Source organism: Variovorax boronicumulans, assembly GCF_040544675.1.
GTDB lineage: Bacteria > Pseudomonadota > Gammaproteobacteria > Burkholderiales > Burkholderiaceae_C > Variovorax > Variovorax boronicumulans_D.
Genome location: NZ_JBEPKK010000025.1, coordinates 1 through 26,365 on the forward strand (window position 1 = coordinate 1; position 26,365 = coordinate 26,365).

Here is a 26,365-nt window from a genome sequence, read left to right on the forward strand (position 1 = left end):
AAGGTGGGGCGGGAGAAATCTCAAAACTGTCGGTCCGCTGCCGCGGCCGAATGCGAAACGAGTCCCTCCACCCCAGCGCCTCAACCATACAAGCGCAGCGAGTTCTGCGAGACCCCGCGAAGCGCGAGCACCGCAGGGAAGCCCGAAGGGCCGGCACAGTGGGGCCATCCGGGCCGTGCCGCACACCGGGTGCCTCTCAACACGACAAAGGGAAGGCGCAAAAAAATGCTGACAGTCAAAAACATCCACCAGTACTACGGCGGCTCCCACATCCTCCGGGACGTGAGCTTCCAGGCAACCCTTGGCAAAGTCACGGTACTCCTGGGCCGCAACGGCGTAGGCAAGACCACGCTGCTGAAATCGCTGATGGGCCTGGTCCCCATCAAGAGCGGCAGCATCGAACTCGAAGGCAAGCCGATCCAGAAAGCCACGCCCTACGACAGGGCAAGAGCAGGCATCGGCTTCGTTCCGCAAGGAAGAGAAATCTTCGCCCGGCTCACGGTAGAAGAAAACCTGCGCATGGGCCTGGCCTACAAGAGCGGCAGCACGCCCATTCCGTCGGAACTGTTCGAACTGTTCCCCGTGCTCAAGCAGATGATCAACAGACGAGGCGGCGACCTCTCCGGCGGCCAGCAACAGCAGTTGGCCATCGCACGCGCCCTCGCGCCCAAACCCAAGCTGCTCATCCTCGATGAGCCCACCGAAGGCATCCAGCCCAGCATCATCAAGGACATCGGCCGCGTCATCCGCATGCTCGCCGACCGCGGCGACATGGCCATCGTGCTGTGCGAGCAGTACTACGATTTTGCGCAAGAGCTGGCCGACGACTACCTCGTGATGGAGCGCGGCGAAGTCATCGCGCGCGGCCTCGGCAAGGACATGGAAGCGCAGGGCGTGCGCCAGCTCGTCGCGATCTGAGTTTGCCCCGGAGCCCTTTGGCAGTGCGCCCGTACAGGGGCTTTGGCATCTGCGTATCGGCCCGAATTCAGGGTTTACCCTAAAATCCGGCTTCTGCCCGTCGCCGCCGGGCACCCTCCCAGGAGCCTGGCCTTGAACGCCTCCCCCACCGCGCTGGACAGCGCGGACACCCCTGTTTCCGCTTCCCCCTCGACCTCTTCGTCGTCGCGGCAGCCCGTCAGTTTCTTGCGGGCCGTGCTCGCGCTCGGCGTCGGCGGCTTTGCCATCGGCACCGGCGAATTCGTGATCATGGGCTTGCTGCCCGAAGTCGCGAGCGACATCGGCGTCAGCATTCCCCAGGCCGGCCACGTCATCAGCGCCTATGCGCTCGGCGTGGTCGTCGGCGCGCCAGTGCTGGCCGTGCTCGCTGCCGGCTGGGGCCGGCGCGCACTGCTGATTGCGCTCATGGCCGTGTTCGCCGCCGGCAATTTCGCCAGCGCCCTGGCGCCCGGCTACCTCTCGCTCAACCTGCTGCGCTTTGCCACGGGCCTGCCGCACGGCACCTACTTCGGCGTGGCTGCGCTCGTGGCCGCCACGCTCGCACCGCCCGGCCGCCGCGCCCGCGCCGTGGGCCTCGTGATGCTCGGGCTTACCGGTGCCACGCTGGTCGGCGTGCCCATCGCCGCGTGGCTCGGCCAGCTGTTTGGCTGGCGCGCGGCCTTCGTGTTTGTCGGCGTCATTGCGCTCGTGGCCGTGGTGCTGCTGCGCCGCGACGTGCCCGACATCGCCGCGGCCCATGGCGCCAGCCCCTGGCGCGAACTCGGCGCGCTCCGCCGCAAGCAGGTCTGGTTCACGCTCGGCATCAGCGCCATCGGCTTCGGCGGCATGTTCGCGGTGTTCAGCTACATCAAGCCCACGCTCACCGAGGTGGCACACCTGTCGGTGCACAACGTGCCCTTCGTGCTCGCGCTGTTCGGCCTGGGCATGGTCACCGGCAACCTCGTGGGCTCGCGCCTGGCCGACAAGTCGCTGATGCGCACCATCGCCGGCGTGCTCGTGTACGCGGTGCTGGTGCTCGCGCTCTTCACCTTCGCGGCGCAGCACGTGGTCACGGCCGCCATCGGTGTATTCCTCATCGGTACCACCGTCGCCATCGGCCCGGCATTGCAGATCCGCCTGATGGACGTGGCCGGCGATGCGCAGACGCTCGCCGCCGCGCTCAACCACTCGGCCTTCAACATGGCCAATGCGCTCGGCGCGTGGCTGGGCGGCGTGGCCATCTCGGCGGGCCTTGGCTGGACCTCGACCGGTTGGGTCGGCGCCTTGCTCGCGCTTGCGGGCATCGGCATCTTCGGATGGGGCGTGGTGAGTGCGCGGGCCGACGATGCGCGCCGTGCGCGCGCGGCTGCCGGCGAAGGCGCAACCGGCTAAGCGCAGCGTCAGACGGCGGTGCTAGCGTGGCGCGATTCCTTTGCGAATGAACGAATCACGACAAGACAACGTCCGCCATGACCATCGTGCAACTCGGGCTACGACGGCCTCGATGCATGTCCAGAGGTGCGAACCAATATGAGACTGCCTGATTCGCGGACGATCACGCCGCTTTTCTCAAGTGCTGCCACCGTCCGGTAGAGCGCCTCGTGGCTCACGGCAAGTTCAGTGGCCAGAGACTTCAGCCCCGAGCCGATTGGCAAGCGGCCATGAACACCTTCGGTCTCGACCATGTGCAGCAATCGCTCGCCCACGCCCTTGAGCGACATGCGCTCGCACTGCGCGCGCAGCCGGCGCACCTCGGCATTGAGCATGCCGATCCAGCGCAGTGCAAAGGCAGGGTCCGTTGCCAGTTCGGCCTTGAGGGGTTCAATGGGTACGGCGATCGCAGCACCTGGCGATGTCACCACCGCGTCGCAGTGGTAACTCCCTGATTGCAGACTGGCCTCGGCCACGAAGCCTTGGCGAACCCGCTGCAGCACCACGGGGTCGCCTCCTTCACCGGTGCGCTCCAGAACGATCTCGCCGCCGACCACGAAGTACATGTACCTGGGACGCTGGCGCTGCAGGAAGAGAGGCTCACCCCTGCGCAGTTCCAAGCCTGAGGAAGCCGTCGTGAGGGTGGGCGTGAGCAGCTTGCGAAGCGCATCAGGCACTGTGTTCGGAACGCTCATTCAATCTGGACCCGTGTGATTCAAATCATATGCCTTTGGTCCGCGGGTTTCCACAATCGGTGCATCGACACACGTTCAACCCGGGATCACGCCATGCTCAACACCACCCTTGCCACGCTTGTACTTTTGATGGGCGCGGGAAGTGCCAGCGCCCAGACCATGGATCACTCCCGGATGAACCACAGCACCCACCGCATGGCCACCATGCCTGCCGATCAGCGGCAGGCGGACGTGGCGCAGCGTGGCAAAGAGGTCATGCCTTTCAGCCTGGCCGCGACCACTCACATCTTCACAAAGACGGCGCAAGGCGGTGTTCAGCAGGTGGTGGTCAAGAAGACCGATGACACAGAGCAAGTGAGACTGACCCGGCTGCATCTCCAGGAGATTCGCGAGCAGTTTCTCAAAGGGGACTATTCAGGTCCAACGCGCATCCACGGCCAGGACATGCCCGGCCTTGCCGAGCTGAAGGCGGCCGCTCCCGGCCAGGTCGCCATCACCTACACCGACATCAAGGGCGGCGCCGAGCTGGGCTATGCGACGTCGAACACGGCGCTTGTCGCAGCGCTTCACCGGTGGTTCGACGCACAGCTGTCGGACCATGGCAAAGATGCGATGGCGGGTCATGCAGGTCATTCCGGTCACACCGGTCATGGCGAGATGAAGAAGCCCTGACGCAGTCCCGGAGCCGCATCACCGTCGCTCGCAGAGCTGCCTCCCACGCGACGCCCACGAACACCCCGACCCCGGCGTTCCAGACCGACACGGCAGCGCGGGGCGCGCCCCTGCGCGATCCTGCACACCGTCTGAATCTCCGGCGCCTGCAGGATCGCGCGGCCCTGCCTATGATGGCCGGCGCCTCCCTTCCTCATCTTTTTCTCATCTCTTTCTTCGGAGCGAGACCCCCCATGAGCATTCCCACCACCCGCCTCGGCCGCACGGGCCTGACCGTGTCCCGCCTCGCCCTCGGCACCATGACCTTCGGCCTGCAGACCGACGAGACGGTGTCGCACCAGATCCTGGACAAGGCGGCCGAGGGTGGCATCAACTTCCTGGACACGGCCGACGTGTACCCGCTGGGCGGCACTGTCGAGACGACCGGCCGCACCGAGGAAATCATCGGCAACTGGCTGGAGAAGCAGGGCCCGGCGGGCCGCCGCCGCTTCGTGGTCGCCACCAAGGCGGTCAACAGGGTCGGCCCGAATCCTTGGGACCAGGGCGCATCGCGCAAGCATCTGCTCGATGCGATCGACCTCTCGCTCAAGCGGCTGAAGACCGACCACGTCGACCTGTACCAGCTGCACATGGACGACCGTGAGACGCCGCTCGAAGAGAGCCTGGAGGCGCTGGACATCATCGTGAAGTCGGGGAGGGCGCGCTACATCGGGGTGTCGAACTTTTTGGCTTATCGGCTGGCGCGTGCGCTGGGCAAGTCGGATCTGCACAGGTTCACGCGCTTCGTGTCGGTGCAGCCGCGCTACAGCCTGCTGTTCCGCGAAATCGAGCGCGAGTTGCTGCCGCTGGCGAGCGAAGAGGGGTTGGGTGTGATTCCCTACAACCCGCTGGCCGGCGGCCTGCTCACCGGCAAATACAAGCCGGGTGCGAAGCCGGAGGAGAACACCCGCTTCACGCTGGGCACGGCCGGCGGCATGTACCAGGACAGGTACTGGAACGAACGCAGCTTCAACACCGTGACGCAGTTGCACCAACTGGCCGACGAAGCGGGCGTGCCGCTGGCGACGCTGGCCGTGGCGTGGGTGATGGCGAATCCGCTGATTACCGCGCCGCTGCTCGGTGCGAGCCGGCCAGAGCAGCTCGACGCGACGATCGCGGCGGCCGAGTACAAGCTCGAGCCGGCGCTCAAGCAGAAGCTCGATGAGCTGACGGCCGAGTACCGCAAGGGCGACGCCCCACGCTGATTCTTGTCTTGCTCCTTCCCCCTCTGGGGGAAGGCTGGGATGGGGGTCGGCAGCGTCCGTTCGGCGCGGTGCTTTATCAACCGCCGCCGTGCCCCCACCCCAACCCTCCCCCGGAAGGGGAGGGAGCAAGACGGAAACCCGTCTGGCGTGTTGCTCCTTCCCCTCCCGGGGGAAGGCTGGGATGGGGGCGGCAGCGTCCGTTCGGCGCAGTGCCTTCTCAACCGCCGTGAGCCCCCACCCCAACCCTCCCCCGGGAGGGGAGGGAGCCAATCCAAAACTGTCAGAACTGTCAGTCAGACGACAGCGAGGCGTTGGAGCCGGGTTCCTAGAGTGAACCCACCATGGTTCTCTTCGCCACTTCCCCCTCGCCCAAAGCGACAGCCGTCGCGCTGGCCGCACTGCTGCTTGCAGGCTGTGCCGTCGGCCCCGATTACGTCCGCCCGCAGATGGACGTTCCGGTCGCTTACAAGGAAACCGGCCCCTGGAAGACCGCCACGCCGCAGGCCATCGACGCCAGCCATCCTTGGTGGGAGGCCTACGGCGACACCGCGCTGAATGCGCTGATCGTGCAGGCCAACGCTGCCAACCAGAACATCCGCATCGCCGAAGCCCAGTACCGCGAGGCGCAGGCCATCGCGGCCGCGGCGCACGCGGGCTTCTACCCGACGGTGGGCCTCGACGCAGGCGCCACCCGCGCGCAAACCAACAGCACCGGCACCGTCAAGCGAGGCACCACCGACACCCTCGGCCTCGCCGCCAGCTGGGAGCCCGACCTGTGGGGCGCGGTGCGGCGCTCGGTCGAGGCCGGCAATGCCGACGTGCAGGCCAGCGCCGATGACCTGGCCGGTGCCCGCCTCAGCATCCAGACCACGCTCGCGCAGGACTACCTGCAGATCCGCGTCATTGACCTGCAGCGCGCCCTGTACGCCAGCACCACGGCGGCCTACGCCAGGGCGCTCGAACTCACGCAGCACCAGTACGCGGCCGGCACCGTGCTGCGCTCCGACGTGGCGCTTGCGCAGAGCCAGCTCAAGACCGCCGAAGCGCAGGCCGTCGATCTCGAAGCGCAGCGCAGCCAGCTCGAACACGCGATCGCGGTGCTGACAGGGCAGGCGCCTGCGTCCTTCTCGCTCGCGCCGCTCCCGTCGTCCGGGCAAACAACGGCTGCATCGCTCTCGACGACGAATGCGCTGCATGTGCAGCTGCCCATCGCCCCCACGGGCTTGCCCTCCGAACTGCTCGAACGCCGCCCCGACATCGCCGCCGCCGAGCGCCGCGTGCAGGCCGCCAACGCCAACATCGGCGTTGCCAAGGCTGCGTACTACCCGCAGATCGTGCTGAGCGCCAGCGGCGGCTTCAGCGCCGGCAACCTTGCCTCGCTCTTCAACACGCCCAGCCGCGTGTGGTCGCTGGGCGCGGCGCTCGCGCAGACCGTGTTCGACGGCGGCTTGCGCCGCGCCCACACCGACCAGGCGGTGGCCACCTACGACGCCTCGGTCGCGCAATACAAGCAGACCGTACTCGGCGGCTTCCAGCAGGTCGAGGACAACCTTGCGACCCTGCGCGTGCTCGACCGCGAATCGGCGCTGCAGGCGCAGGCCGTGCAGGCCTCGCAACTGGCGGAACGCCTCGCGCTGAGCCAGTACCGCGCCGGCACCGCCACGTACCTGAGCGTGGTGACGGCGCAGCAGCTTTCCCTCACCAACCAGCGCACCGCCGCGCAGCTGCTCGGCCGCCAGCTCGCGGCCAGCGTCTCGCTGATCGCAGCCACGGGCGGCGGCTGGACGACCGCCGCTGCAACCGCCACGACTTCCGGAAATTGATGCCATGACGACGACCACAACCCAAGCTCCTCTTCAGCGCCGCTCGACCTGGGTCGCGGCCGCCACGCTCGTGATCGTGCTGGGCGGCGGCGCCTGGGCGCTCAACCACAACAAGGCCTTCGGTGCCAAGCCCGAAGCGCCGAAGACGCCGCCGGTGCAGGTGACCACCGCGCGCGTCACGCCGCAGAACGTGCAGGTCTACCGCTCGGGCATCGGCACCGTCGCCTCGATGGCCACGGTCACCGTCAAGGCGCGCATCGACGGGCAGCTCGACAAGGTCGGCTTCACCGAAGGGCAGGACGTGAAGGCCGGCCAGCTGCTCGCGCAGCTCGACCCACGCACGCTGCAGGCACAGCTCGCGCAGGCCCAGGCCACCAAGGCGAAAGACGAAGCCCAGCTTGCCAATGCGCGCGCAGACCTGGCGCGCTACACCACGCTGATCGCGCAGGACGCAGCCACGCAGCAGCAGGTCGATACGCAGAAGGCGCTGGTCAACCAGCTCGCCGCCACAGTGCAGACCGACGCCGCACAGGTGCAGTACGCCGAGGTGCAGCTGAGCTTCACCCGCATCGTCTCTCCGATGAACGGGCGCGTGGGCGCGCGGCTGGTGGACCCCGGCAACATCGTCCATGCGGCCGACACCAACGGCCTGGTCGTCATCAACCAGATCGACCCCATCGCCGTGCAGTTCACGCTGCCTGAAGACGCTGTGCAGGACATCAACCGCGTGCAGCAGCAAAGCACGCAGCCGCTTTCGGTGGTGGCCTACGACCGCGCCGGCAACCGGATGCTGGGCACCGGCAAGCTCATCTTGCTGAACAACCAGATCGACACCGCCAACGGCACCGTGCAGCTCAAGGGCAGCTTCGCCAACCCGCAGCACACGCTGTGGCCGGGCCAGTACGTCAACGTGCAACTGCAGCTCGACCGCCGGCAGGGCGCGCTCACCGTGCCCGCCGCCGCCGTGCAGCGCGGACAGGACGGCACCTACGCCTGGGTCGTCGATGCACAGAACAAGGCCAGCAATGTGCAGGTGCATGTGCTGCAGATCGCCGACGGCGTGGCCGTGATCGACAAGGGCCTGGCCGCCGACCAGCGCGTCGTGGTCGATGGCCAGTACAAGCTGCGCGAGGGCGCCACCATCGTCGAGCCGCCAGCTGTCGCCAAGACCGGCAACGCGGCGCAAGTCGCGACCACCACCGGGAGCGGCAATTGAGCATTTCCGCCGGATTCATCAAGCGCCCCATCGGCACCACGCTGCTCGCACTGGCCATCCTTTTGGTCGGTGCGGCGGTGTTTCCGCTGCTGCCGGTGGCGCCGCTGCCGCAGGTCGACTTTCCGACGATCCAGGTGTCGGCCAACCTGCCGGGCGCAAGCCCGGAGACCATGGCCTCCAACGTGGCGCAGCCGCTAGAGCGGCAGTTCTCGCTGATCGCCGGCCTGTCGCAGATGACATCGACCAGCGGCCTGGGCTCCACGCAGATCACGCTGCAGTTCGACCTGGACCGCAACATCGACGCCGCCGCGCTCGACGTGCAGGCGGCCATTACCGCCTCCACCGGCCAGCTGCCCGCCAACCTGCCGAGCCCGCCGAGCTTTCGCAAGGTGAACCCGGCCGACTCGCCGATCCTGATTCTCTCGGTGCAGTCGAAGACGCTGCCGCTCACCGAGGTGAACGACTACGCCGACAACATCCTTGCGCAGCAGATCTCGCAGATCGCGGGCGTGGGCCTCGTCAACATCGGCGGTGCGCAGAAGCCCGCGGTTCGCGTGCAGCTCGACCCGGCCAAGCTCGCCGCGCTCGGGCTGAGCCTGGAAGACGTGCGCACGGTCCTTTCGTCGGCCACGGTCAACGCGCCCAAGGGCACCATCGACGGGCCGAACCAGAGCTTTACCGTGTACACCAACGACCAGTTGCTCAAGGCGCAGCCGTGGAACGACGTGATCCTGGCCTACCGCAACGGCGCGCCGATCCGCGTGCGCGACCTGGGCGTGGCCATCGACGGACCCGAGAACGCGAAGATCGCCGGCTGGGCCTATGCGGGCGCCGCCGCACCTGAAGGCAACACCATCCAGAACGGCCGCTCCATCGTGCTGGCCATCACCAAGCAGCCCGGCGCGAACGTGATCGAGACGGTGGACCGCATCAACGCCGCGATGCCGCGCCTGAAGGCCTCGATTCCGCCGACCGTCGAAGTCAATGCGCTGGTCGACCGCACGCAGACCATCCGCGCCTCGGTGCTCGACGTGGAGTTCACGCTGCTGCTGACCATCGCGCTGGTGGTGGCGGTGATCTTCGTGTTCCTGCGCAACGTGCCGGCCACGCTGATCCCGAGCGTGACCGTGCCGCTCGCGCTGCTGGGCACCGTGGCTGTGATGTACCTGCTTGGCTACAGCCTGGACAACCTTTCGCTCATGGCGCTCACCATTGCGGTCGGGTTCGTGGTGGACGACGCCATCGTGATGCTGGAGAACATCTACCGCTACGTCGAAGAGGGCATGTCGCCGCTGGAGGCCGCGTACAAGGGCGCGGGTGAGATCGGCTTCACCATCATCTCGATCTCGGTGTCGCTGATCGCGGTGTTCATTCCGCTGCTGCTCATGGGCGGCATCGTGGGGCGGCTGTTCCGCGAGTTCGCGGTGACGGTCACGCTGACCATCGTGGTGTCGGTGGTCATCTCGCTCACGCTCACGCCGATGCTGTGCTCGCGCTTTTTGAAGAACGAGCATGCGCGCAAGCACGGCCGGCTGTACCTGCTGTTCGAGCGCGGCTTCGACGCGATGCTCAACGGCTACAAGCGCGGCCTGCATGTGGTGCTCGACCACCAGTTCATCACGCTGATGGTCTTCATCGCCACGGTGGCGGCCACGGGCTTTTTGTTCATGGTCATTCCCAAGGGCTTCTTCCCGCAGCAGGACACGGGCTTCATCTCGGGCTTTGCCGAGTCGGCGCAGGACGCTTCCTTCGCCTCGATGAATGCGCGCATGCTGGAACTGGCCGATGTGGTGCGCAAGGATCCGGACGTCTCGGCCTTCGGCATGAACGGCAGTTCATCGACCTTCAACACCGGCAACTTCTACATCAACCTCAAGCCCAAGGACGAGGGCCGCACCGCGAGCGCCGACGAGATCATCACGCGCCTGCGCCCGCAACTGGCCAAGGTGCAGGGCGTGAACCTGTTCCTGCAGGCGGGGCAGGACATCCGCGTGGGCGGCCGTTCGTCGCGCACGCAGTACCAGTACACGGTGACCGACTCGAACCTGGACGAGCTCAACACCTGGGCGCCCAAGCTGCTCGCGCGCTTCCGGCAGATTCCGGAGATCACCGACCTGGCCTCCGACCAGCAGAACGCCGCCGCCTCGGCCGTGCTGACCATCGACCGCGACCGCGCGTCCAGCTTCGGCATCTCGCCCGCGACCATCGACGCGACGCTGTACGACGCCATCGGCCAGCGCCAGGTGGCGCAGTACTTCACGCAGCTCAACAGCTACCACGTGGTGCTGGAGGTGACGCCCGAACTGCAGCAGGACCCGGCGCTCTTCAGCAAGCTCTACCTCACCTCGCCGCTCACCGGCCAGCAGGTGCCGCTCTCCACCTTCGTGAAGGTGGACACGAGCAAGACCGCGTACCTCTCGATCAGCCACCAGGGGCAGTTTCCGGCGGTGACGATCTCGTTCAATCTTGCGCCGGGCCATGCGCTGGGGGATGCGGTCAATGCCATCAACAAGGCGCAGGCCGACATGGGCATTCCGCAGTCGCTCAGCGGTTCATTCCAGGGCACGGCGCAGGCCTTCCAGGATTCGCTGTCCTCGCAGCCCTACCTGATCGCCGCGGCGCTGGTGGCGGTGTACATCGTGCTGGGCCTCTTGTACGAGAGCTACATCCATCCGCTCACGATTCTCTCGACGCTGCCATCGGCGGGCGTGGGGGCGCTGCTGATATTGATGGCGGGGGGCTACGACCTGAGCGTGATCGCGCTGATCGGCATCATCCTGCTCATCGGCATCGTGAAGAAGAACGGCATCATGATGATCGACTTCGCGCTCAAGGCCGAACGCGAGCAGGGCATGGCGCCGCAGGAGGCGATCTACCAGGCGTGCCTGCTGCGCTTCCGCCCGATCATGATGACGACGATGTGCGCATTGCTCTCGGGCCTGCCGCTGATGCTGGGCCACGGCTCGGGCTCCGAACTGCGCCGGCCGCTGGGCTACGCGATGGTCGGCGGGCTGATACTCTCGCAGGCGCTCACCCTGTTCACCACGCCGGTGGTCTACCTGTACCTGGACCGCGCGCACTACTGGTACCTGCGCCGCAAGGAAGCGCGCAAAGCCCGCAAGGCTGCAAGGAACGGTGAAGAGACCCCGCCGGTGGCCGAAGCGCACGGTTAGGTGCCCGCCGAATGGAGCGAGACAAAAGCATGAAGATCCTGATTGTCGAAGACGAGCTGAGAACCGCGGACTACCTCTCCAAAGGCCTGACCGAGCAGGGCTGCGCGGTCGACATGGCGCACAACGGCATCGACGGCCAGCATCTCGCGCTCACCCACGACTACGACGTGATCGTGCTCGACGTCATGCTGCCGGGGCAGGACGGCTTTGCGGTGCTGCGCGCACTGCGGGCCGTCAAGGAAACGCCGGTCATCATGCTCACCGCACGCGACCGCGTCGAAGACCGCATCAAGGGCCTGCACGAAGGCGCGGACGACTACCTCATCAAGCCCTTCTCGTTCCTCGAACTGCTGGCCCGCCTGCAGGCGCTCAACCGGCGCGGGCGGAAGCAAGAGCCGGTGCAACTGCGCATCGCCAACCTGCAGATCGACCTGCTCGCGCGCAAGGCCACGCGCGGCGGCACGCGCATCGACCTCACGGCCAAGGAGTTCGCGCTGCTTGCGGTGCTCGCGCGCCGGCAGGGAGAAATCCTCTCGAAGACCGCCATCGCCGAGCTGGTGTGGGACATGAACTTCGACAGCAACACCAACGTGGTCGAGGTCGCGATCAAGCGGCTGCGCGACAAGATCGACGCGCCCTTCAGCCCCAAGCTCCTGCACACCATCCGCGGCATGGGCTACGTGATGGAACTGAGAGACGCGGAGAACGAAGCCCAGGGGGAGGGCGGCGCCCTGTGAAACTCATGAGGGGCTCCATCACCGCGCGGCTGGTGGCGATGTTCGCGATGGCGGCGCTCGCCACCTTCGCGCTCATCGGCGCCGCGCTGCACGGCGTGCTCGCGCGTGAACTGGAGCGCCATCAGTACGAAGAACTGGACACCACCCTCAAGAGCCTGCAGTACTGGATAGGCGCCATCGGCACCGCCGATCGCTGGCCGCGCGTGCAGACCCGCATGGATGCGCTCACGCCCGAAGACGGCAGCGTGCGCTTCTGGGTGCTCAGCGACGACCCGCGCTTCCAGTACGGAAAAGGCCTGGCGGACATCGACGGCCTCACGCGCGAGGCGACCGGCCGCAGCAGCAACATCCTGCTGCCGGGGCAGGAGCGGCCGTTCCGCACGCTGTCGGTCCATATTCCGCCCTTCGAAGACCGGCCGGCGGTGCGGCTCATCGTCGGGCGCAACGGCGAGCCTTACGAACGCACCCGCAAGACCTTCCTGACGGCGCTGCTGGCCCTGGGGCTCGGCGGGGTGCTGGTGGTGGCGCTGGCCGGCTACTGGATTGCGCGGCTCGGCCTGCGTCCGTTGGAGCGCCTGTCGGGCGAGGCGCAGGCGCTGCGGCCCAAGACGCTGTCGCAGCGCCTGCAGGCCGAGGCACTGCCGGTCGAACTCTCGGCGCTCGCCGACGCCTTCAACGGCGCGTTGAGCCGGCTCGAAGAGGCCTGGCGCCAGCTCGAGGCCTTCAACGCCGACGTGGCGCACGAGCTGCGCACGCCGCTGGCCAACCTCATCGGCAGCACGCAGGTCGCGCTCTCGCGCCAGCGCAGCGCGGGCGATTTCGAAGAAGTGCTGCAGGCCAACCTCGAAGACCTGGAGCGGTTGCGCTCCATCGTCAACGACATGCTCTTCCTGGCCCGCGCCGACCGCGGCGAAGTGGCCACCGGCCTGATGCTCACGCCCGTGGCGCAGGAGGTGCGCAAGACCATCGACTTCTTCGAGTTCGTGCTCGACGAAAGCGGCTCGCAGGTCGGCATCGCGGGCGACGTGCAGGCCGAGGCGCGGCTGGAGAGCGCGCTGTTCCGCCGCGCCATGTCGAACCTGCTGCAGAACGCCATCGAGCATTCGCCGCCGGGCGCGCAGATCACCGTGACGCTGCGCGAAGCACCCGGCGCGACGTGGATCGCCGTGTCGAACCCCGGCGCGCCCATCGGCGTGGAGCACCTGCAGCATCTGTTCGATCGCTTCTACCGCGTGGATGCGGCCCGCAACGACGGCGGCGAGCACCACGGCCACGGGCTGGGGCTGGCCATCGTGAAAGCGGTGGCCAGCATGCACGGCGGGCAAGTGAGCGCAGTGAGCGAGGGCGGGTTGAACACCTTCGCCTTCAGCGTGTCCAGGGCCGGCTGAATGGCCGACTGAGGGGCGTTCTCGAATGGCCTGCGCCCGGTACGTTCTTGGGCCATGGCAGACAATTGCGGTTCGCATGAACCCCCACCCCGCACCTCCGTTGTTGTTCCCCGCATCGACCGAAAGGCTGGCATGGCACAGCTGATGTCCTTGCTGGTGCAGAACGCGATTCTGGTGGTGTTCGTCGCGAGCTTTGCCGCGCGGCTCGGCCTGCCGGTGCCGGCTGCCGGGGTGCTGGTGGTGACCGGTGCGCTGCTGGCAGCGGGCGACGTGTCGGTGGTGGGCGTGGTGCTCGCCGCGGTCCTTGCCAACCTTTTGGGCGACGGCGCATGGTTCTATGCCGGCCGGCGCTTCGGCTACCGCTTCATGCGCCTGTTGTGCCGCATCTCGCTGGCGCCCGACTCCTGCGTGCGGCGCGGCGAATCGCTGATCACCGAGTGGGGCGGCATGTCGCTCATCGCCGCCAAGTTCGTGCCCGGCGTGTCGGTGGTGGCACCGCCGATGGCCGGGGCGCTGGGCATGTCGGTGCGGCGATTCATCGGCTTCGACCTGGGCGCCGCCCTCATCTGGACCGGCCTGTTCCTCGGCCTGGGCTGGGCCTTCAGGGACCAGATCCAGGAAGTGCTCGCCGTGCTGGCCCAGGCCGGCGGCATCGCGACCGCTGCCGTGGCGGTGCTGCTGCTGGTCATTCTGGCCGTGCGCTACTGGCGCCGCCGCGCCTTCATGCGGCTCAATGGCATGCCCCGCATCACCGTCGATGAGCTGCACGAACTGCTCAGCGGCGAAGAGCCGCCGCTCATCATCGACGTGCGCGGCAAGGCCGGCGTGCAGGTCGATCCGCGTCGCATCCCGGGTGCGCTGCCGTACACCCTCAAGGCGCTGCAGCACCGGCACCTGGACCTGCAGATCGACGCGAACCGCGACGTGGTGCTGTATTGCAACTGCCCCAACGAGGTGTCGGCCGCGCAGGCGGCACGCGTGATGCTGGCGCGCGGGGCTCGGCGTGCACTGCCGCTCACCGGCGGGCTCGATGCCTGGGTGGCCTCGGGGCGGCCTACCAGTTTGCATTGAGGGCGGCTCGGTGCCGCTGACTGCCGGGGCTTGTGCGTGGCGGTAGCAGCAGTCAGTCCAGTCGGGTCATCGGGCAGGAAAGGATCTGTCGTTCGGTGAGAGACGAATTGCTCCAGCCGGGCAGAGCGCGCTTCCGATAAGACGCCAGCGACTGATAGCCACGCACGTCCCAGCCGTAAGTGCCGACCTGTTCGGCCTCGATCACTTCATACAGGCACTGCCGGCTGCGGGTCTTGAAGCGAAAGACGATCCTGCCGTGGTCTTTGCGCAGATCCTTTTCCAGTACGTCGTAGCGAGCGGGCCTGCAAACGCTGAAGCTCGAGTTCCATTCGATGGTCTGGGTTCGCACGAAGAGGCCGCCAGAGCATGCACGGCCGGTTCCGCTGAATTTTCCGGTGAATGGTGTCTCGGCGGTCGCTGTGCAGGGGCCCGCCAAAACAAGGCCGGCCAGCGCGACAACCTTTGCTATCTGCACACCGCCTCCGTAGCCTTGCGGACGGCGAGCAGCGCATGGTCCATCTTTTGGGCGTACCTGGGGTCGCCAACGTTGTAGCGCGCGCCAGTGCTTCGCATTTAGTTCTCCCCGTGTTGTGACCCTGGCTTTGTATGCCGATCAGGCAGAGCACACTGTTGTCTAACGTCATCCGCATGGAATTTTTCCGCGAACCGGCGGGCTGAATCCCCCACCGGCGCCCCAGTGGTAGCCTCCCCACCCCATGAACCTCCGCACCAAGATCGTCGCGCTGGCCGTGGCTCCTTTGCTCGTCGCACTGGTGCTCGTGGCCCTGGCGGTGCGCCATCAGGAGCACGACCTCGCGCAGCGCGAGCGCGCCCTCATCGAGCGCAGCTACATGGCGCAGCGCCGCAGCGAGCTGCGCAGCTATGTCGAGCTGGCGGTGAGCAACCTGCGGCCGCTGTACGAATCGGGCCAGGACGACGAAGCCACCCGCGCCGAGGCCCTGCGCCGCCTGGCCGCGCTCGACTACGGCGACGACGGCTACTTCTTCGTGTACGACCTGCAGGGCAACTCGCTCATGCATTCGCGCCAGCCCGAGCTGGTCGGCCAAAACCTGTGGGAGCTGCGCGATTCGAACGGCCGCCTCACCATTCAAGACCTCGTGAAGGGCGCCAGCCAAAGCGGCGGCGGCTACGTCGAATACCAGTGGCGCAAGCCCTCCAGCGCGCAGACTGCGCCCAAGCTCGGCTATGTGACCTCGCTGCCGCGCTGGAACTGGATGGTCGGCACGGGCCTGTACCTGGACGACATCGAGTCCACCATGGACGCGCTGGACAAGCAGATGAACGCCAACGTCACCGCCACGCTGCTGTGGATCGCCGGCATCGCCGCGCTGTGCCTGGGCGTGGTCAGCGCGACGGGCTTGTTGTTGAACCTCAGCGAACACCGCGTCGCCGAAGCCAAGCTGCGCCTCCTGGCGCGGCGCGTGGTGCAGTCGCAGGAAGAAGAGCGCGGCCACCTCGCGCGCGAGCTGCACGACGGCACCAGCCAGACGCTGGTGTCGGCCAAGCTGTTGATCGAATCGGCCGTGGACGCGCTGGCCCGCGAACAGCAACCCACGCCGCCCGCCCTCGGCAAGGCGCTGCAGCGGCTGAACGATTCGCTCATCGAAGTGCGCCGCATCTCGCACCGCCTGCGTCCCGCGCTGCTCGACACGCTGGGCCTGCCCGCCGCGCTGGAGCGCCTGGGCCACGAGTTCGGCGAAGAGGGCGGCAGCGATGCGTCCATCATGGTTGAGGGCGAGCCCTTCGAGCTTTCGCAAGAGGCCAAGACCGCGCTCTTTCGCGTGACCCAAGAGGCGCTCACCAACGTGCGCAAGCACGCACAGGCGCAGCGCGTTCACATCTCGCTGGGCTTTACCGACGATGCAGTGCGGCTGGAGGTGAGCGACGACGGCGTGGGCTTCGACGTCGAGGCCATGCAGCTGGACCCGCACCACGGCATCGGCCTGCGCAACATGCGCGAGCGCATCGACGCGATCGGCGGGCGGCTGAACATCCGCTCCGGCCGCGGCCATACATCCATCGTGGCCGAGGTTCCGGCCCGCAGCGCAAGGCCGGAATGACATCGAGCACACCGCAAACAGCAGAAGAAGCAACGCCTGCGGCAGCGTCCAGGCCCATTCGCCTTTTCCTCGTGGACGACCACCCGCTGGTGCGCGACGGCCTGCGCGCCCGCCTGGGTGCCATGCCCCACCTGGAGATCGTGGGCGAGGCCGGCAGCGGCGCCGAGGCGCTCGCGCTGCTCGATGCGGTGCGGTGCGACCTGATGCTGGTCGACGTCGGCATGAAGGACATCAACGGCATCGACCTGGCCGAGATGGTGCTGCAGCGCCATCATCCTCATCATCAACCCGGGCAAGCGGCACCGCACATCGTGATGCTCAGCATGTACGACAACCCCGAGTACGTGCAGAAGGCCCTGCAAGTGGGCGCGCGCGGCTATGTGCTGAAAGACGCGCCCGCGGCCGAGATCGTGGCCGCCATCGAGGCCGTGTCGGCGGGCGGCACCTTCCTGAGCCCGGCCGTGTCGAAAAAATTATTTCGCAACCAGGCGCCCAGGCCGCTGCTCACGCCACGCGAGAGCCAGATCCTCACCGCGCTCGGCCGGGGCGAATCGAGCAAGCAGATTGCGCGCGACCTGGGCCTGAGCGTGCGCACGGTGGAGGCGCACCGGCAGAGCATCAAGCGGCGGCTGGGGATCGAAGGGCAGGCGGAGCTCATCAAGTATGCGGTGGAGCATGCGCGGGAGTTTGGGCAGGGGTGAGCGATGCATGCACTGAGCGTGAGCTTCGGCGGGTGAATGCGAGGGCTTTGTTTTGCTACCGCGGTGTGGTGATTGGCTGCGCAATTCGCGGTTGGTCAGTGGCCTGGAGGTCGGCTCAAGACTGGTTGCAGACGATCGTCGTCTGCAAACGTGTGACCGCTTCCGGCGCAAGCGGTCAGCGTGGATTGGCCTTCGGTCGCCTGCTAAACGCGGAGGTCTCCGCCAAGAGCGGACTCTGAGAAGGCAATGCAGTGGATGAACACCCGCTGTCTCAGGCGACGCGCAGATGATTTGCGAGGGTCTTAGCTGCTAGATATGCCCACCGGTTCTGGCTTTTAGCGACCAGTCAGCTTCGAAACAGTCTCTTGCGGTCCCTACGTGAGCTTCGACCAGCCGGCGACGCATGTCGGGATCGTCGTGAAAGGCCGCGATCCAGATGCTGAAAAACCCGGACTCCCTAGCCAGACTGACAATGACTTCTCGGAAATCGATACTGTCGTTTCTTGTCAGCTTCATGCGCATAAGTGCAGCAAGCTGCCACTTCTCCTCCCGCTGTAAATAGCGCTTATCCCGATCATTCGGCTGCTTGGCTGGAGGTTGGCCAGGGTGGCGATCCAATCCTACGAGCTCTATCAAGGCAGTCGCTTTGGGGGCAATGGCAGGGTCCAGCGTTGGCGAAGGCTGCACTAATCCGCCCGCCTTGTATTCGATGGCACTTAGGGTGTTGTCTTTGTCTGGCCAAAGAAAGTCTTGGTCGTTCGTTGGCGTGTCGCCCTTAACCGAATTGCAGTTAACGCAACCGAGAAGAAAATTGGTCCAGTCGGTCCTGCGAGCGCGATCAGAGATCTTTGGAGAAACATGCTCTACAGCTAGCAATGCAGGAAAACGGCGCTCACAATAACTGCAATAGTGGCCAAAGCAGGCTTCCAAATCGCCAATAGCATCCTGATACTTTGCGTAGGCTGCTGGAGCTCCGCTCCTAGTAACCGGTCTCATTGTTTGCCCTCCATCGTCATGACATCTAGCAAGGCATGCACTGCGGGATCTGATGAAAATGGCTCGCTGGCCTCCCTATAGGAGCGCTCCGCAGCGCGGAGTTTGGAGGCAGTAACTTTCCTCGGATTGACCACTCGCATCTCAAGGAGCTCGAAATATTGCTTCGCTGCAGCGTTTAGCTTCTCAGCCCGAATACTGCGTTGAGGAACGGGAATGCCCTGAATTTCCTCGGCGATATCTTCAATGCTGTTGCCACCACTCATATCCACCGTCAAAGAATTTTTCTCGATAGAGGTGATCTGCTGGCGACGGGTCGCCTGAATTACAAATGGAGAGTGAGTCGTGGCGATAAATTGACAATCTGAAAATAGCTCCTCCAATGCAGGAACAATACGGCGTTGCCACTTAGGGTGAAGGTGAACGTCGATTTCATCGATAAGAACGATCGCACCACTTTGACTCTTTTCATCCTTTTTGTCGTTGATCGATAGCTGCCTTGCAATATCGACAAATAATGAAAAAAGCCGCTGCTCACCATCAGAAAGTTGGCTAAGGTTGAACGTGCCAATCTTGCGCTGAATCATGATTCGCGGCGTTAGGCTTACCTCCAGCGAACAGGATAGTAACAATTTTCGATCGGCGGGGCCGATCCGCATGCCTTCCCAAATCTCGCGAATATCTGGCAGATTTCTATCACCACGCTTAGGCTCTCGAGCATTCGGTGCAAGGGCGATTTTTTCTTGATCTGGCCAATCAATAGGCCTTTTGCGCCGTATTGACCACTCCGCAAACCAGCGCATTGCAAAAGCTCGGGCTTGCTTTTGTAATTCTGCAGTCAGCGGCGTTCTTTCTGCATTTTCGGGAAGGACTATCGAACAGTCATAGGGTTCAAAGCGCCAAAAAAACTCACCCATATCGGGAGAAAATGTGAGTAGCACTTTCTTGACAAATTTTCTCACGGACTGGCTACTTCCAAATTGACGTCCTGCTACTGCCGGTGCAGCCTCTCTAGAAAAATTCCTTTCAGATGCGTAGAGAAACTCCTCATTTTGCCGAACCGAAGCGCTATAAAAATCCCCGATCCGCTTAGCAGGCTTAGCCTTCATTGCTGAACAGGTTGCTTCATTCGATGAATAAAGTAGAATCAACGGAGAACCCGCCCGATTAGCAGAACGAGTCGCAGGCTTCCAAAGCGCTTTTCGAAACTGAAATTCTTCAAATGCGTCGTTCACATGGCAAACTATTGCGCTAATTTCTGCGAAATCGGTGCGCAACCGTATGTCATTGTCTTCTAGCCTAGGACGCCTCCCCATTTGCTGTGCGCTTCCCAATGCTGCGAGCATTCCGCGAAGGATCGTCGTCTTGCCAGCTCCATTCTCACCAACCAGCAAGTTAAAGCCGGGTTGGAATTTAAAAAAGCGTTGGTCGAATTGGCGGACATTGGTCAATGTCAAGCTGTGCAGATGCATAGGTGTAATGAGGTAAGAGTCGCAACGTCGAAGTACTGTAACTCTATTAGTTGTGGCTTCGAGAATTGAAAAACGGGGCTAGGCAGTCGAGCCGGCAACAACCGTTTTGTTCTGTCGGTTCCTCGGATTTAATTTGCGTAAGTGTCTTTCAGGCCATCTGACGTGCGCCCGCTGATCTTCACTCATCCCGCGATCGCCGGCTCAACAGCCACATGGTGCCAGTCAGCGTGTGTTCGCAGTTCGAACGCGAGCGGTGGCAGTCGCTGCGTAGGCGCCCTTTGGATACGCCCGCTCCAGACTGTTTGCAGTCTGTCAATACCGGCTTTGCGGACGACTGCTGACATTGCTTTGCAGTCGTCGATTGACCGGTTCTCGGTGAACGTCGTTAGAACATGCCTTGTGCTCGACGGGTCAAAACAGTAAGTCAATGGCGCAATCAAGACCGGCGTAGTCTCTATAAGTGTTCGCATGGTGTTGGTCTTAAAGTGCCCGTGACCACGGTCTCGCCGAAACGGTCGAAGGTGCTCGTTCTGTGCAGCGTCCGCACCTGCCAGAGGTAGAACGTCCTGTTCCTGTTGGAACCTGCAGCACGCGACACAAGCGCTGTACCGCAGTTACCTCCCAGCCTCCCGGGACGCGCCGGCCCCCAGCCCGCGTTCCAATAGGAAAACTCGGCGACCACATGTTTCTGGACTTTGACATCGAGTCCGCCGCCGTGGGCTTCAAGTTCGGCCGTGCCGATACCGGGCAGCGTCGGAAGATAGATTCGCGACGGATACAGGTCGAGCTGCAGGTAGCCCAGCCGATCGAGGTCGAGCGGCGCAGCCAATGGCCACGCTTTGGCGTCGTCGTTCATCAGTTCTTCGAGAGGCAATGGTGTCAAAACCGTAGTCGTGCTGAGCGGATCGTCAGTCTCGCTGTCCACCGACCACTCGCCATTCCAGAAGTCGCTCAAGTAGTCTGCGAGGGCACTATCGCTGACCTGAGCACCTGGTGCTTGCGACCAACGAACCAGCGTCACCTCAACGCAGCGCTCCATCGACATCAAGACGGGTGAGCTGAATGCGAGAAGCTCGCGATCGGGATGCGCAGTCTTGACGCGCGCAATCAGGGCTTGAATCGAAGCCTCGATCGTCGCAGCGTCACCCTCGAAGTCTGCGCTGTCCGGCAACCAATCGGGGCGCCGAGGCGTCAGGAAGGCCAGCGTTGGGTGGACGGGCAGGGCCAGGAGCGCCTCCGAGTACGCCAGCACGGACGGCATCTTCCAAAACTTCTCCGCGACGGCGAGCGTGCGCAGATAGGCAGAGATGGACCTCAGTGCAGATCGAGCCGAGGTCTGGCCGCTGAACCCGTCACCGAGCGGACGAGTGAAGTGCCAAGGGTCCCCTTGGTAGGGCGTCTCGGGGTAGGCCGCCCGGTTTTGCGTCCACTCAAAGGCCATCTGACGCAAAAAGGGCAGCCCAGTTTGCTTCACAAGTCGGTTCAAGTTCGTCCTGAAAATTCGGGGCAGGTCGATGCCTTGCACGCCTTCGAAGTCGTCCGGAATCTCGAAGTCTTTGGGCGTCACCATGAGGCCGGCGTCTATTTGCGGCACTGGCAGGCCGAGGTAGTCCAAGAACAGGTTTGAGAGCAACGACGGCTTCGAAAGACTTCCGGCCAACTCTGCGGGGGGCGTGTAGCCGTGTCCTCGAGCGGCCATCCAGAAGACGCACAGCGTCTCGGTGACCTCCGCCTCCAGTCTGCGAGAGCGAAGTTGCTCGAGTAGCGCGACTTCAGTTGCCTCCTTCTTGGACGGGTCGCCCAGGCGAGACGCGAGTTCTTGCATGGTCCACCAGCGAGCCGAGACGGTTGGCCAGCCAAGACGCGCGATGAGAATCGGAAGGTCGTCCATCAAGCGGCCGGCGTGACAGGACCTACCAATTCGGCCGCCCAGCGAGGCGGCGCAAGCGGCAAGGTGCGCGTGTCCTCGATGACACAATTAACCATGGTTTCAGCGAATTTGACGGCTTCGGGGATGCGTCTTTGCTGCGCGTAGAAATACACCATGACCTCGGCAGGCGCGATGCGCTCAGGTGGCTCGCCGAACATGCTGTAGGCCGTAGCGGTTACGAATTCGTCGCAGCGGCCGGCGTAATGCTTGACCACCAGGTCGAGCCTGGCGCGAGTCTTCGCCTGACTTTCAGCGAAGTTGCCTATCCAGCCACCCCGATAGATCTGCGCATTGACAAGATATTTCCAGGCGGCCTTTAGCCCGCTGAGCTTGCGGCGGGTCTCGAACGCTAGGTCAGACAAGATCAATACGTCCCGTTGCCGTCCCGCCTCGGACAGGAGCAGCGCGTCCAGCGCATGGAGCAGACGTTTCCCATGGCCGCTGGTGTCCCAGTGCTCGTACCAATCACGAAGCCGATGATCGCGCTCATCGTAGCTGTCTGACAGGTCGTCCAACAACGCCTGCAACTGCTCGGGCTCGAACGTCTTAACTTCGCCTGCGTACGGCTTGCTTTTGATGCTGCCTGACGCGTGCGACTCCTTATGGAGCAGTCCCATCTCCCACCCGTTGTGCCCGTCGAGCGCCCGTAGCGTCTCTCCGGCGCGCACGTTCCCACTGTTGGCGAGGCGAACCAGCGCATCACGGATCTCCGCTTGCATGCCCGTGCGCATCAGGGCGTCAAGCGGCCAGCCATCTTTCACCCCCTGCTCCACATAGGTCTGCAGGCTGTCTTCTGCTTCCGACCAGTCGCCGGCGTCGGTGTGCTCTAAGTACTTGACCACCAACGCGGACGGGCGCAGCTTGGCCAGCAGTTCGTCGGCCTCGGACAGGACGTACCGGGTACCCTTGCCATCGGTGTAATCGAGGACGCGGTGGACTTGCGGTGCGATTCGCGCCAGCAGGCGGCGTGCATCATCAGGCGCGGCCTCGACCAGGTAGCTAATTGCCTGAACGGTTTTCCCAAGCGTCGGGTCCTTGCGGTGCGAGTACCCAGTAGTGAGTTCCCAGGTCTGCCTGCAGAGCTCGCGCGCTGCCGGCGTCAGGCCGTGTGCGAGGGCGATCGCGCACAGTTGCAGCGGCGTTTGCAGATGGACGCTGGTCTCGTGCTGGACGTCGGCATCAAGGCGCGCCCGCTGGATGTGGATGAATGCCTCTGCCGCATCGTTGGCCATTGGCGTCAAGGAGCCGGCGGCATACCGTTCTCGGAACAGATCGCTGTCAAACCAGGTGTGGCTGGTGGCCTGCGCCATAGTTTCGGCCGACAACGAGACGTCTTGGAAGTTGTCCAGCAGAATGCTGCCCAGGCGAATGTCGCAGGCGATGCGATGCAGGCCGCCACGGAAGTCTTCGGAAGACGAGGTCCAGTCATGGCTCTGCCGAAACCGAAAGGTCGGCACGGGTGCAAGCAACTCGTAGAGCTCGTGGAAGTCCACGAACTCCCCGCGCCACCAGCGGTGTGCGACCTGGGCAGCGATGCCGGACAGCGCGTCAAGGAAAGTGGTGATGTTTTCCCTGTCCTTGTAGGCAGGGGCTTTGGGGAACTCGAACTCGGTCTTGCCCTCGGCGGCCATGGACAGCCCCAGGTGCACGGCTCTGAAGAACCATTGGTGCATGAGTGCTGCCAGGTCTTCCTTTCGCTGGTAGTAGTCGCCCTTGAGCCAGTCGATCGGGAGCTCACAGGTCAGCGACTTCGACACTCGAGTGTGTGCCGCCTCGACCGCAGCGACGAATGGGGTCCGGGCCAGCGAGCCGAAATCCGGACGAGCGGCGATGCTGACACTGGCCGTCGCGGCCGCGCGTATGCACGCATTGCTGATAGTGTTCTTGCGTTTGCCGTCGGGCAGCGATGCGGCAATCGCCATCAGGTCGTCAAGATTGCCCTCGTTGACGAGCATCTGGACGCGAGGCGGCCACGCCGCCGAGTTGAGGATCACCGACTGGGTGAGTTCGTCGGCGGTCCTGGCGATGACACCCAACTGAGCGAATACAGTGGCCAGGAACTTCAACCCGCCCCTGCCGCCGTACCCCCGGGAGAACCGGCTCTGGCCTTGATATCTTCGAAAGGCCTCTTCCCCGCACATCTCGGCCTCAAGCTTGTTGCCACGGGCATTCAGGGCGAGCCCCAAGGCAGCGACCTTCAAGATGTCCGTCTCGTGCCGCGAGGCGATGGCCTCCTTCACGACGCCCTCATCCGCAGCTAGTGTCAGTGTGAACGCGACGAGCCTGGCCATGTCGTCGTCTTCCATCTGGAACTGGCTGCCACCAACCATGCGCGACCCTAGGTGCGCCAAGCGGTAAGCGTCGGCGAATGCGCCAGTGTCCAGCGCTGCCGCAAGGGATTCCGTGAGCAGGGTTTCGAAGAGCGACTCCGGGTACCCCTCCTCAAGACGCTGCATGATCCAGTCGCGAGTCAGCCCCGAAATGAGGTTCTGCGGCGCGCCCAGCCTCGCCTGAACCGTCCAGAGCCAGTTCACGCGCAGCGCGGTCGGCGCCGACGTCTCCAGCCACTGGGCGACTTCGGGCGTCAGTTGCCTGATGCGTTCCTCGTAGTTGTCGGTCGCGCGCACGTACACTGCGAGGCTTTCGTGGAAGACCTTCAGGCCAGCCGCAGACGAATGGAGCAGGTGCTGAACCATCTGGACTTCGGGCAACGCGTTCTTGGTCGCCTCCGCGATCTGGCCGAAGGCGGAACTGGGCCAGAAAAAGGGAAACGCGCACACCAGACGGAGCGCGTCCTTCAGACTTTGGGGCAGGGTCACCCACAGTGACCCATAGTAAGTTTTTGCGTCGGCGGTGAGGTCTCCCCTGAGTTGCTCGACCTTCCACTGGGAGAGCACACGGTCTCCATGCTCGAGCTCGGCGGTCGCGTAGATGACGTGCAGGGGATGGCCATTGGTCCGAGCACGGAGCTCGGTGGCTGCACGTTGCACCTCTTCGTCCACGCCGGCGGCCGAGTTCGCGCCGTTGGTCGAAAGCCGCCCCTCGTCGATCGCCTTCCGAAGGTAGCTCAGCACAGCGTCCTCGGACATGGCAGGCAGCTCGCGCCACTGGCTCTTCGGGGCCGCGACCAGAAGGTCATTGGGCAACTGCACGTCGTCCACGGGCTGGGTGCCCACCAGCAGCACCAAGTTGTCCGGGCAGGGGAGTACCTGGGAGAACAAGTCGTCCAGCGGGCGCTTGTCCCCCGCGTTAACACGCCAGACGTGGTCCAGACCGTCGAGGATGAGAACAAAAGGTTTGTCGAGTTTCTTGTAGTGGGCGGCGCATGCTTCCAGCAACGCGCGCAGCCCACCGCCCATGTTCGGAACCTCGGGGTGGAGGTCCTTGACCTGCGCCTGGATGGACTGCTCGACGACGTAGCTATGGACGCGGTCACGACCGCGCTCAGTTGTGGAAAGGAAGTAGTGGTGGCGGACGGTCGGGATGTCGCGCTCTGCCAGGTTCTCGCGCAGCGCGCTCAGGTAGGTGCTCTTGCCACGGCCTGGCGGGCCCTTAAGGACAAGTGGCTTGCCGGTGGAGGCGATGGCGTCCTCAAGAAATTTCGCGTGGAACGTCGCGTCAGGCACCTCGTAGCCAGCGGGGACGTCGAAGTCCTCAAGCAGCGGCGTCGGCGGCGTCGCATGGAGGATCGCGCGAACGACGTCCAACGTAATCCAACCATCCGGGGCGGGATGCTTTTTCTGCGTCGCCCAGTTCAAGGCCACGTTCTTCAAAATAGCGATGCCCTCGGCTGTGCCATGCGCACGAAGACGGGCGTCGACCTCGTGCTCCAGCCGCTCGTAGCCCTTGTCGCTGTGGCGGATGTTGAGCACGCTGAAGAATTGGTCGCAGTCTTGCTCGGAGCCGAGTTCGGCGATCACTTTGGTGCGCCAGCCTGTGGCGACCTTGGCGAACAGAATCTTTCCTGCTTTCAGGCAGCCCTCGAAGTCCTCATCCGGCCGGCGGTTGGTAACAAGGGAAACCTCGCCGACATGAACAGGATCCAGTTTTTTGTAAGCATCAAACCACTTGCGTAGCATCGACCGCGATCGGGGCGTCTTGCCGGTCTTTTCGAGCAGCCACTCCCAGCACAACGGGTGAGCGTCGGGGTCGGGCGTGAACTTCACCTGTTGGAGGTCGACCGAGGCATCGCTTCGCTCCGCGACGATGTCGTCCAGGCCCTTGGGCGCATCGGCCTCGTCGTCGCATTCGAACTTGACTCGCGCGTAACGGCTCGGCGCGTCGAGCCACTCGCACAGGACGAGCAAGCCCTGGCGGGTCTGGTAGACGTAGCCGGCCGCAGGGATTGCGGTGTTCTTAATGTTTTCGGACATGGTTTGCGTCGTCGCTTGCTCGTTGCAGAGCAAAAGCCAGTACGGCCGAGACAATCCAGCAGAGGGGATTAGCAGTGGCCAGACGGGCAAGCTCCTGTTCGATGGACTATAGCGATGGGGCCTCATAGAAAGAAGCCACAGCCAAAGGATAGCCCTATGTAAATTGGCGGCAGATCCTGCCGAGCATTGCATATCGAATGTCGGCTTTGCGACCGCCCATCAGGTCTGGACAAAATCCAGATTCTGGCGCGAAGCAGTCTCTCAACGATCTTTGGCCAGCGACCGCAACCGCTGCATAGCAGCCACCAGCAGACCAACGTCGAACGCGGAGGCTCTAGTGTCCTGTCCCGTTAATTCGTAGGCACGAGAACTGCTTGTGGTGAGGCATCCTTGGAGATGCTGCCATGCCCAACGCCCACGTACGCACTG

18 protein-coding genes are annotated in these 26,365 nt (G+C 64.3%); 12 read left to right on the top strand and 6 right to left on the bottom strand.

All coding sequences use genetic code 11. The features are described 5' to 3' along the window. The first annotated feature begins 225 nt into the window (after positions 1-225). Positions 226-918 carry an urea ABC transporter ATP-binding subunit UrtE gene (gene urtE, locus ABIC90_RS26455; protein ID WP_042581180.1) on the top strand — a complete coding sequence of 231 codons (693 nt, stop codon included), beginning with the start codon at positions 226-228 and terminating at the stop codon, positions 916-918. A 132-nt stretch (positions 919-1,050) separates the two neighbouring features. Next, positions 1,051-2,328: an MFS transporter gene (locus tag ABIC90_RS26460; protein ID WP_354359557.1), complete on the top strand. Its 1,278-nt coding sequence runs from the start codon at positions 1,051-1,053 to the stop codon at positions 2,326-2,328. A 98-nt stretch (positions 2,329-2,426) separates the two neighbouring features. Here ABIC90_RS26460 and ABIC90_RS26465 read toward each other — a convergent pair whose 3' ends face one another. Beyond that, positions 2,427-3,062, bottom strand: coding sequence for a Crp/Fnr family transcriptional regulator (locus tag ABIC90_RS26465; protein WP_354359559.1), 636 nt, complete (start codon positions 3,060-3,062; stop codon positions 2,427-2,429). Between the two features lie 93 nt (positions 3,063-3,155). Here ABIC90_RS26465 and ABIC90_RS26470 point away from each other — a divergent pair, with 93 nt between their 5' ends. The 8 genes from ABIC90_RS26470 to ABIC90_RS26505 all read left to right on the top strand — a co-directional run bounded on the left by ABIC90_RS26470 (position 3,156) and on the right by ABIC90_RS26505 (position 14,386). Then, a complete protein-coding gene (locus tag ABIC90_RS26470; protein WP_354359561.1) occupies positions 3,156-3,734 on the top strand; it encodes an aspartate carbamoyltransferase in 579 nt (192 codons plus the stop codon). A gap of 233 nt (positions 3,735-3,967) precedes the next feature. Further along, complete coding sequence (locus ABIC90_RS26475) at positions 3,968-4,978, top strand: aldo/keto reductase (RefSeq protein ID WP_354359563.1); 1,011 nt, start codon at positions 3,968-3,970, stop codon at positions 4,976-4,978. 341 nt (positions 4,979-5,319) lie between these two features. Further along, positions 5,320-6,801: an efflux transporter outer membrane subunit gene (locus ABIC90_RS26480; protein WP_354359565.1), complete on the top strand. Its 1,482-nt coding sequence runs from the start codon at positions 5,320-5,322 to the stop codon at positions 6,799-6,801. Positions 6,802-6,805: 4 nt separating this feature from the next. Beyond that, positions 6,806-8,017 carry an efflux RND transporter periplasmic adaptor subunit gene (locus ABIC90_RS26485; RefSeq protein ID WP_354359567.1) on the top strand — a complete coding sequence of 404 codons (1,212 nt, stop codon included), beginning with the start codon at positions 6,806-6,808 and terminating at the stop codon, positions 8,015-8,017. Further along, positions 8,014-11,190 (top strand): efflux RND transporter permease subunit, encoded by a 3,177-nt coding sequence (locus ABIC90_RS26490; protein WP_354359569.1) that lies wholly within the window; start codon positions 8,014-8,016, stop codon positions 11,188-11,190. Before ABIC90_RS26485 ends, ABIC90_RS26490 begins: the two co-directional genes overlap by 4 nt. A gap of 29 nt (positions 11,191-11,219) precedes the next feature. Next, entirely contained in the window at positions 11,220-11,927 is a 708-nt protein-coding gene (locus tag ABIC90_RS26495; RefSeq protein ID WP_354359571.1) for a heavy metal response regulator transcription factor, read from the top strand. 5 nt (positions 11,928-11,932) lie between these two features. Next, positions 11,933-13,315 carry a heavy metal sensor histidine kinase gene (locus ABIC90_RS26500; protein WP_354359573.1) on the top strand — a complete coding sequence of 461 codons (1,383 nt, stop codon included), beginning with the start codon at positions 11,933-11,935 and terminating at the stop codon, positions 13,313-13,315. A gap of 132 nt (positions 13,316-13,447) precedes the next feature. Next, positions 13,448-14,386 carry a DedA family protein/thiosulfate sulfurtransferase GlpE gene (locus ABIC90_RS26505; protein ID WP_354359575.1) on the top strand — a complete coding sequence of 313 codons (939 nt, stop codon included), beginning with the start codon at positions 13,448-13,450 and terminating at the stop codon, positions 14,384-14,386. A 52-nt stretch (positions 14,387-14,438) separates the two neighbouring features. Here the strand turns inward: ABIC90_RS26505 and ABIC90_RS26510 are convergent, their stop codons facing one another. After that, positions 14,439-14,861, bottom strand: a complete 423-nt coding sequence (locus ABIC90_RS26510) for a hypothetical protein (RefSeq protein ID WP_354359577.1) — start codon at positions 14,859-14,861, stop codon at positions 14,439-14,441. A 241-nt stretch (positions 14,862-15,102) separates the two neighbouring features. On the opposite strand from ABIC90_RS26510, the gene ABIC90_RS26515 reads away from it, so the two are divergent. Further along, entirely contained in the window at positions 15,103-16,467 is a 1,365-nt protein-coding gene (locus ABIC90_RS26515; protein WP_354359579.1) for a cache domain-containing protein, read from the top strand. After that, complete coding sequence (locus ABIC90_RS26520; protein WP_354359581.1) at positions 16,464-17,168, top strand: response regulator transcription factor; 705 nt, start codon at positions 16,464-16,466, stop codon at positions 17,166-17,168. The genes ABIC90_RS26515 and ABIC90_RS26520 overlap by 4 nt, the downstream gene beginning before the upstream one ends. 309 nt (positions 17,169-17,477) lie before the next feature. Here ABIC90_RS26520 and ABIC90_RS26525 read toward each other — a convergent pair whose 3' ends face one another. The 4 genes from ABIC90_RS26525 to ABIC90_RS26540 all read right to left on the bottom strand — a co-directional run bounded on the left by ABIC90_RS26525 (position 17,478) and on the right by ABIC90_RS26540 (position 25,936). Further along, positions 17,478-18,164, bottom strand: a complete 687-nt coding sequence (locus ABIC90_RS26525) for an HNH endonuclease (protein WP_354359583.1) — start codon at positions 18,162-18,164, stop codon at positions 17,478-17,480. Continuing rightward, the gene (locus ABIC90_RS26530; RefSeq protein WP_354359585.1) at positions 18,161-19,633 is read right to left on the bottom strand and encodes an AAA family ATPase; all 1,473 of its coding nucleotides are present in this window, start codon (positions 19,631-19,633) and stop codon (positions 18,161-18,163) included. The genes ABIC90_RS26525 and ABIC90_RS26530 overlap by 4 nt, the downstream gene beginning before the upstream one ends. A 454-nt stretch (positions 19,634-20,087) precedes the next feature. Continuing rightward, positions 20,088-21,524 (bottom strand): multidrug DMT transporter permease, encoded by a 1,437-nt coding sequence (locus ABIC90_RS26535; protein WP_354359587.1) that lies wholly within the window; start codon positions 21,522-21,524, stop codon positions 20,088-20,090. Beyond that, a complete protein-coding gene (locus tag ABIC90_RS26540) occupies positions 21,524-25,936 on the bottom strand; it encodes an ATP-binding protein (RefSeq protein ID WP_354359589.1) in 4,413 nt (1,470 codons plus the stop codon). Before ABIC90_RS26540 ends, ABIC90_RS26535 begins: the two co-directional genes overlap by 1 nt. Positions 25,937-26,365 lie beyond the last annotated feature (429 nt).

Excerpts from the sequence above, each read along its gene's own strand:
- urtE (WP_042581180.1), top strand. The coding sequence starts at position 226 with ATGCTGACAGTCAAAAACATCCACCAGTACTACGGCGGCTCCCACATC.
- ABIC90_RS26465 (WP_354359559.1), bottom strand. The coding sequence starts at position 3,062 with ATGAGCGTTCCGAACACAGTGCCTGATGCGCTTCGCAAGCTGCTCACG.
- ABIC90_RS26470 (WP_354359561.1), top strand. The coding sequence starts at position 3,156 with ATGCTCAACACCACCCTTGCCACGCTTGTACTTTTGATGGGCGCGGGA.
- ABIC90_RS26475 (WP_354359563.1), top strand. The coding sequence starts at position 3,968 with ATGAGCATTCCCACCACCCGCCTCGGCCGCACGGGCCTGACCGTGTCC.
- ABIC90_RS26480 (WP_354359565.1), top strand. The coding sequence starts at position 5,320 with ATGGTTCTCTTCGCCACTTCCCCCTCGCCCAAAGCGACAGCCGTCGCG.
- ABIC90_RS26485 (WP_354359567.1), top strand. The coding sequence starts at position 6,806 with ATGACGACGACCACAACCCAAGCTCCTCTTCAGCGCCGCTCGACCTGG.
- ABIC90_RS26495 (WP_354359571.1), top strand. The coding sequence starts at position 11,220 with ATGAAGATCCTGATTGTCGAAGACGAGCTGAGAACCGCGGACTACCTC.
- ABIC90_RS26500 (WP_354359573.1), top strand. The coding sequence starts at position 11,933 with ATGAGGGGCTCCATCACCGCGCGGCTGGTGGCGATGTTCGCGATGGCG.
- ABIC90_RS26505 (WP_354359575.1), top strand. The coding sequence starts at position 13,448 with ATGGCACAGCTGATGTCCTTGCTGGTGCAGAACGCGATTCTGGTGGTG.
- ABIC90_RS26515 (WP_354359579.1), top strand. The coding sequence starts at position 15,103 with ATGAACCTCCGCACCAAGATCGTCGCGCTGGCCGTGGCTCCTTTGCTC.
- ABIC90_RS26520 (WP_354359581.1), top strand. The coding sequence starts at position 16,464 with ATGACATCGAGCACACCGCAAACAGCAGAAGAAGCAACGCCTGCGGCA.
- ABIC90_RS26525 (WP_354359583.1), bottom strand. The coding sequence starts at position 18,164 with ATGAGACCGGTTACTAGGAGCGGAGCTCCAGCAGCCTACGCAAAGTAT.
- ABIC90_RS26530 (WP_354359585.1), bottom strand. The coding sequence starts at position 19,633 with ATGCATCTGCACAGCTTGACATTGACCAATGTCCGCCAATTCGACCAA.
- ABIC90_RS26535 (WP_354359587.1), bottom strand. The coding sequence starts at position 21,524 with ATGGACGACCTTCCGATTCTCATCGCGCGTCTTGGCTGGCCAACCGTC.
- ABIC90_RS26540 (WP_354359589.1), bottom strand. The coding sequence starts at position 25,936 with ATGTCCGAAAACATTAAGAACACCGCAATCCCTGCGGCCGGCTACGTC.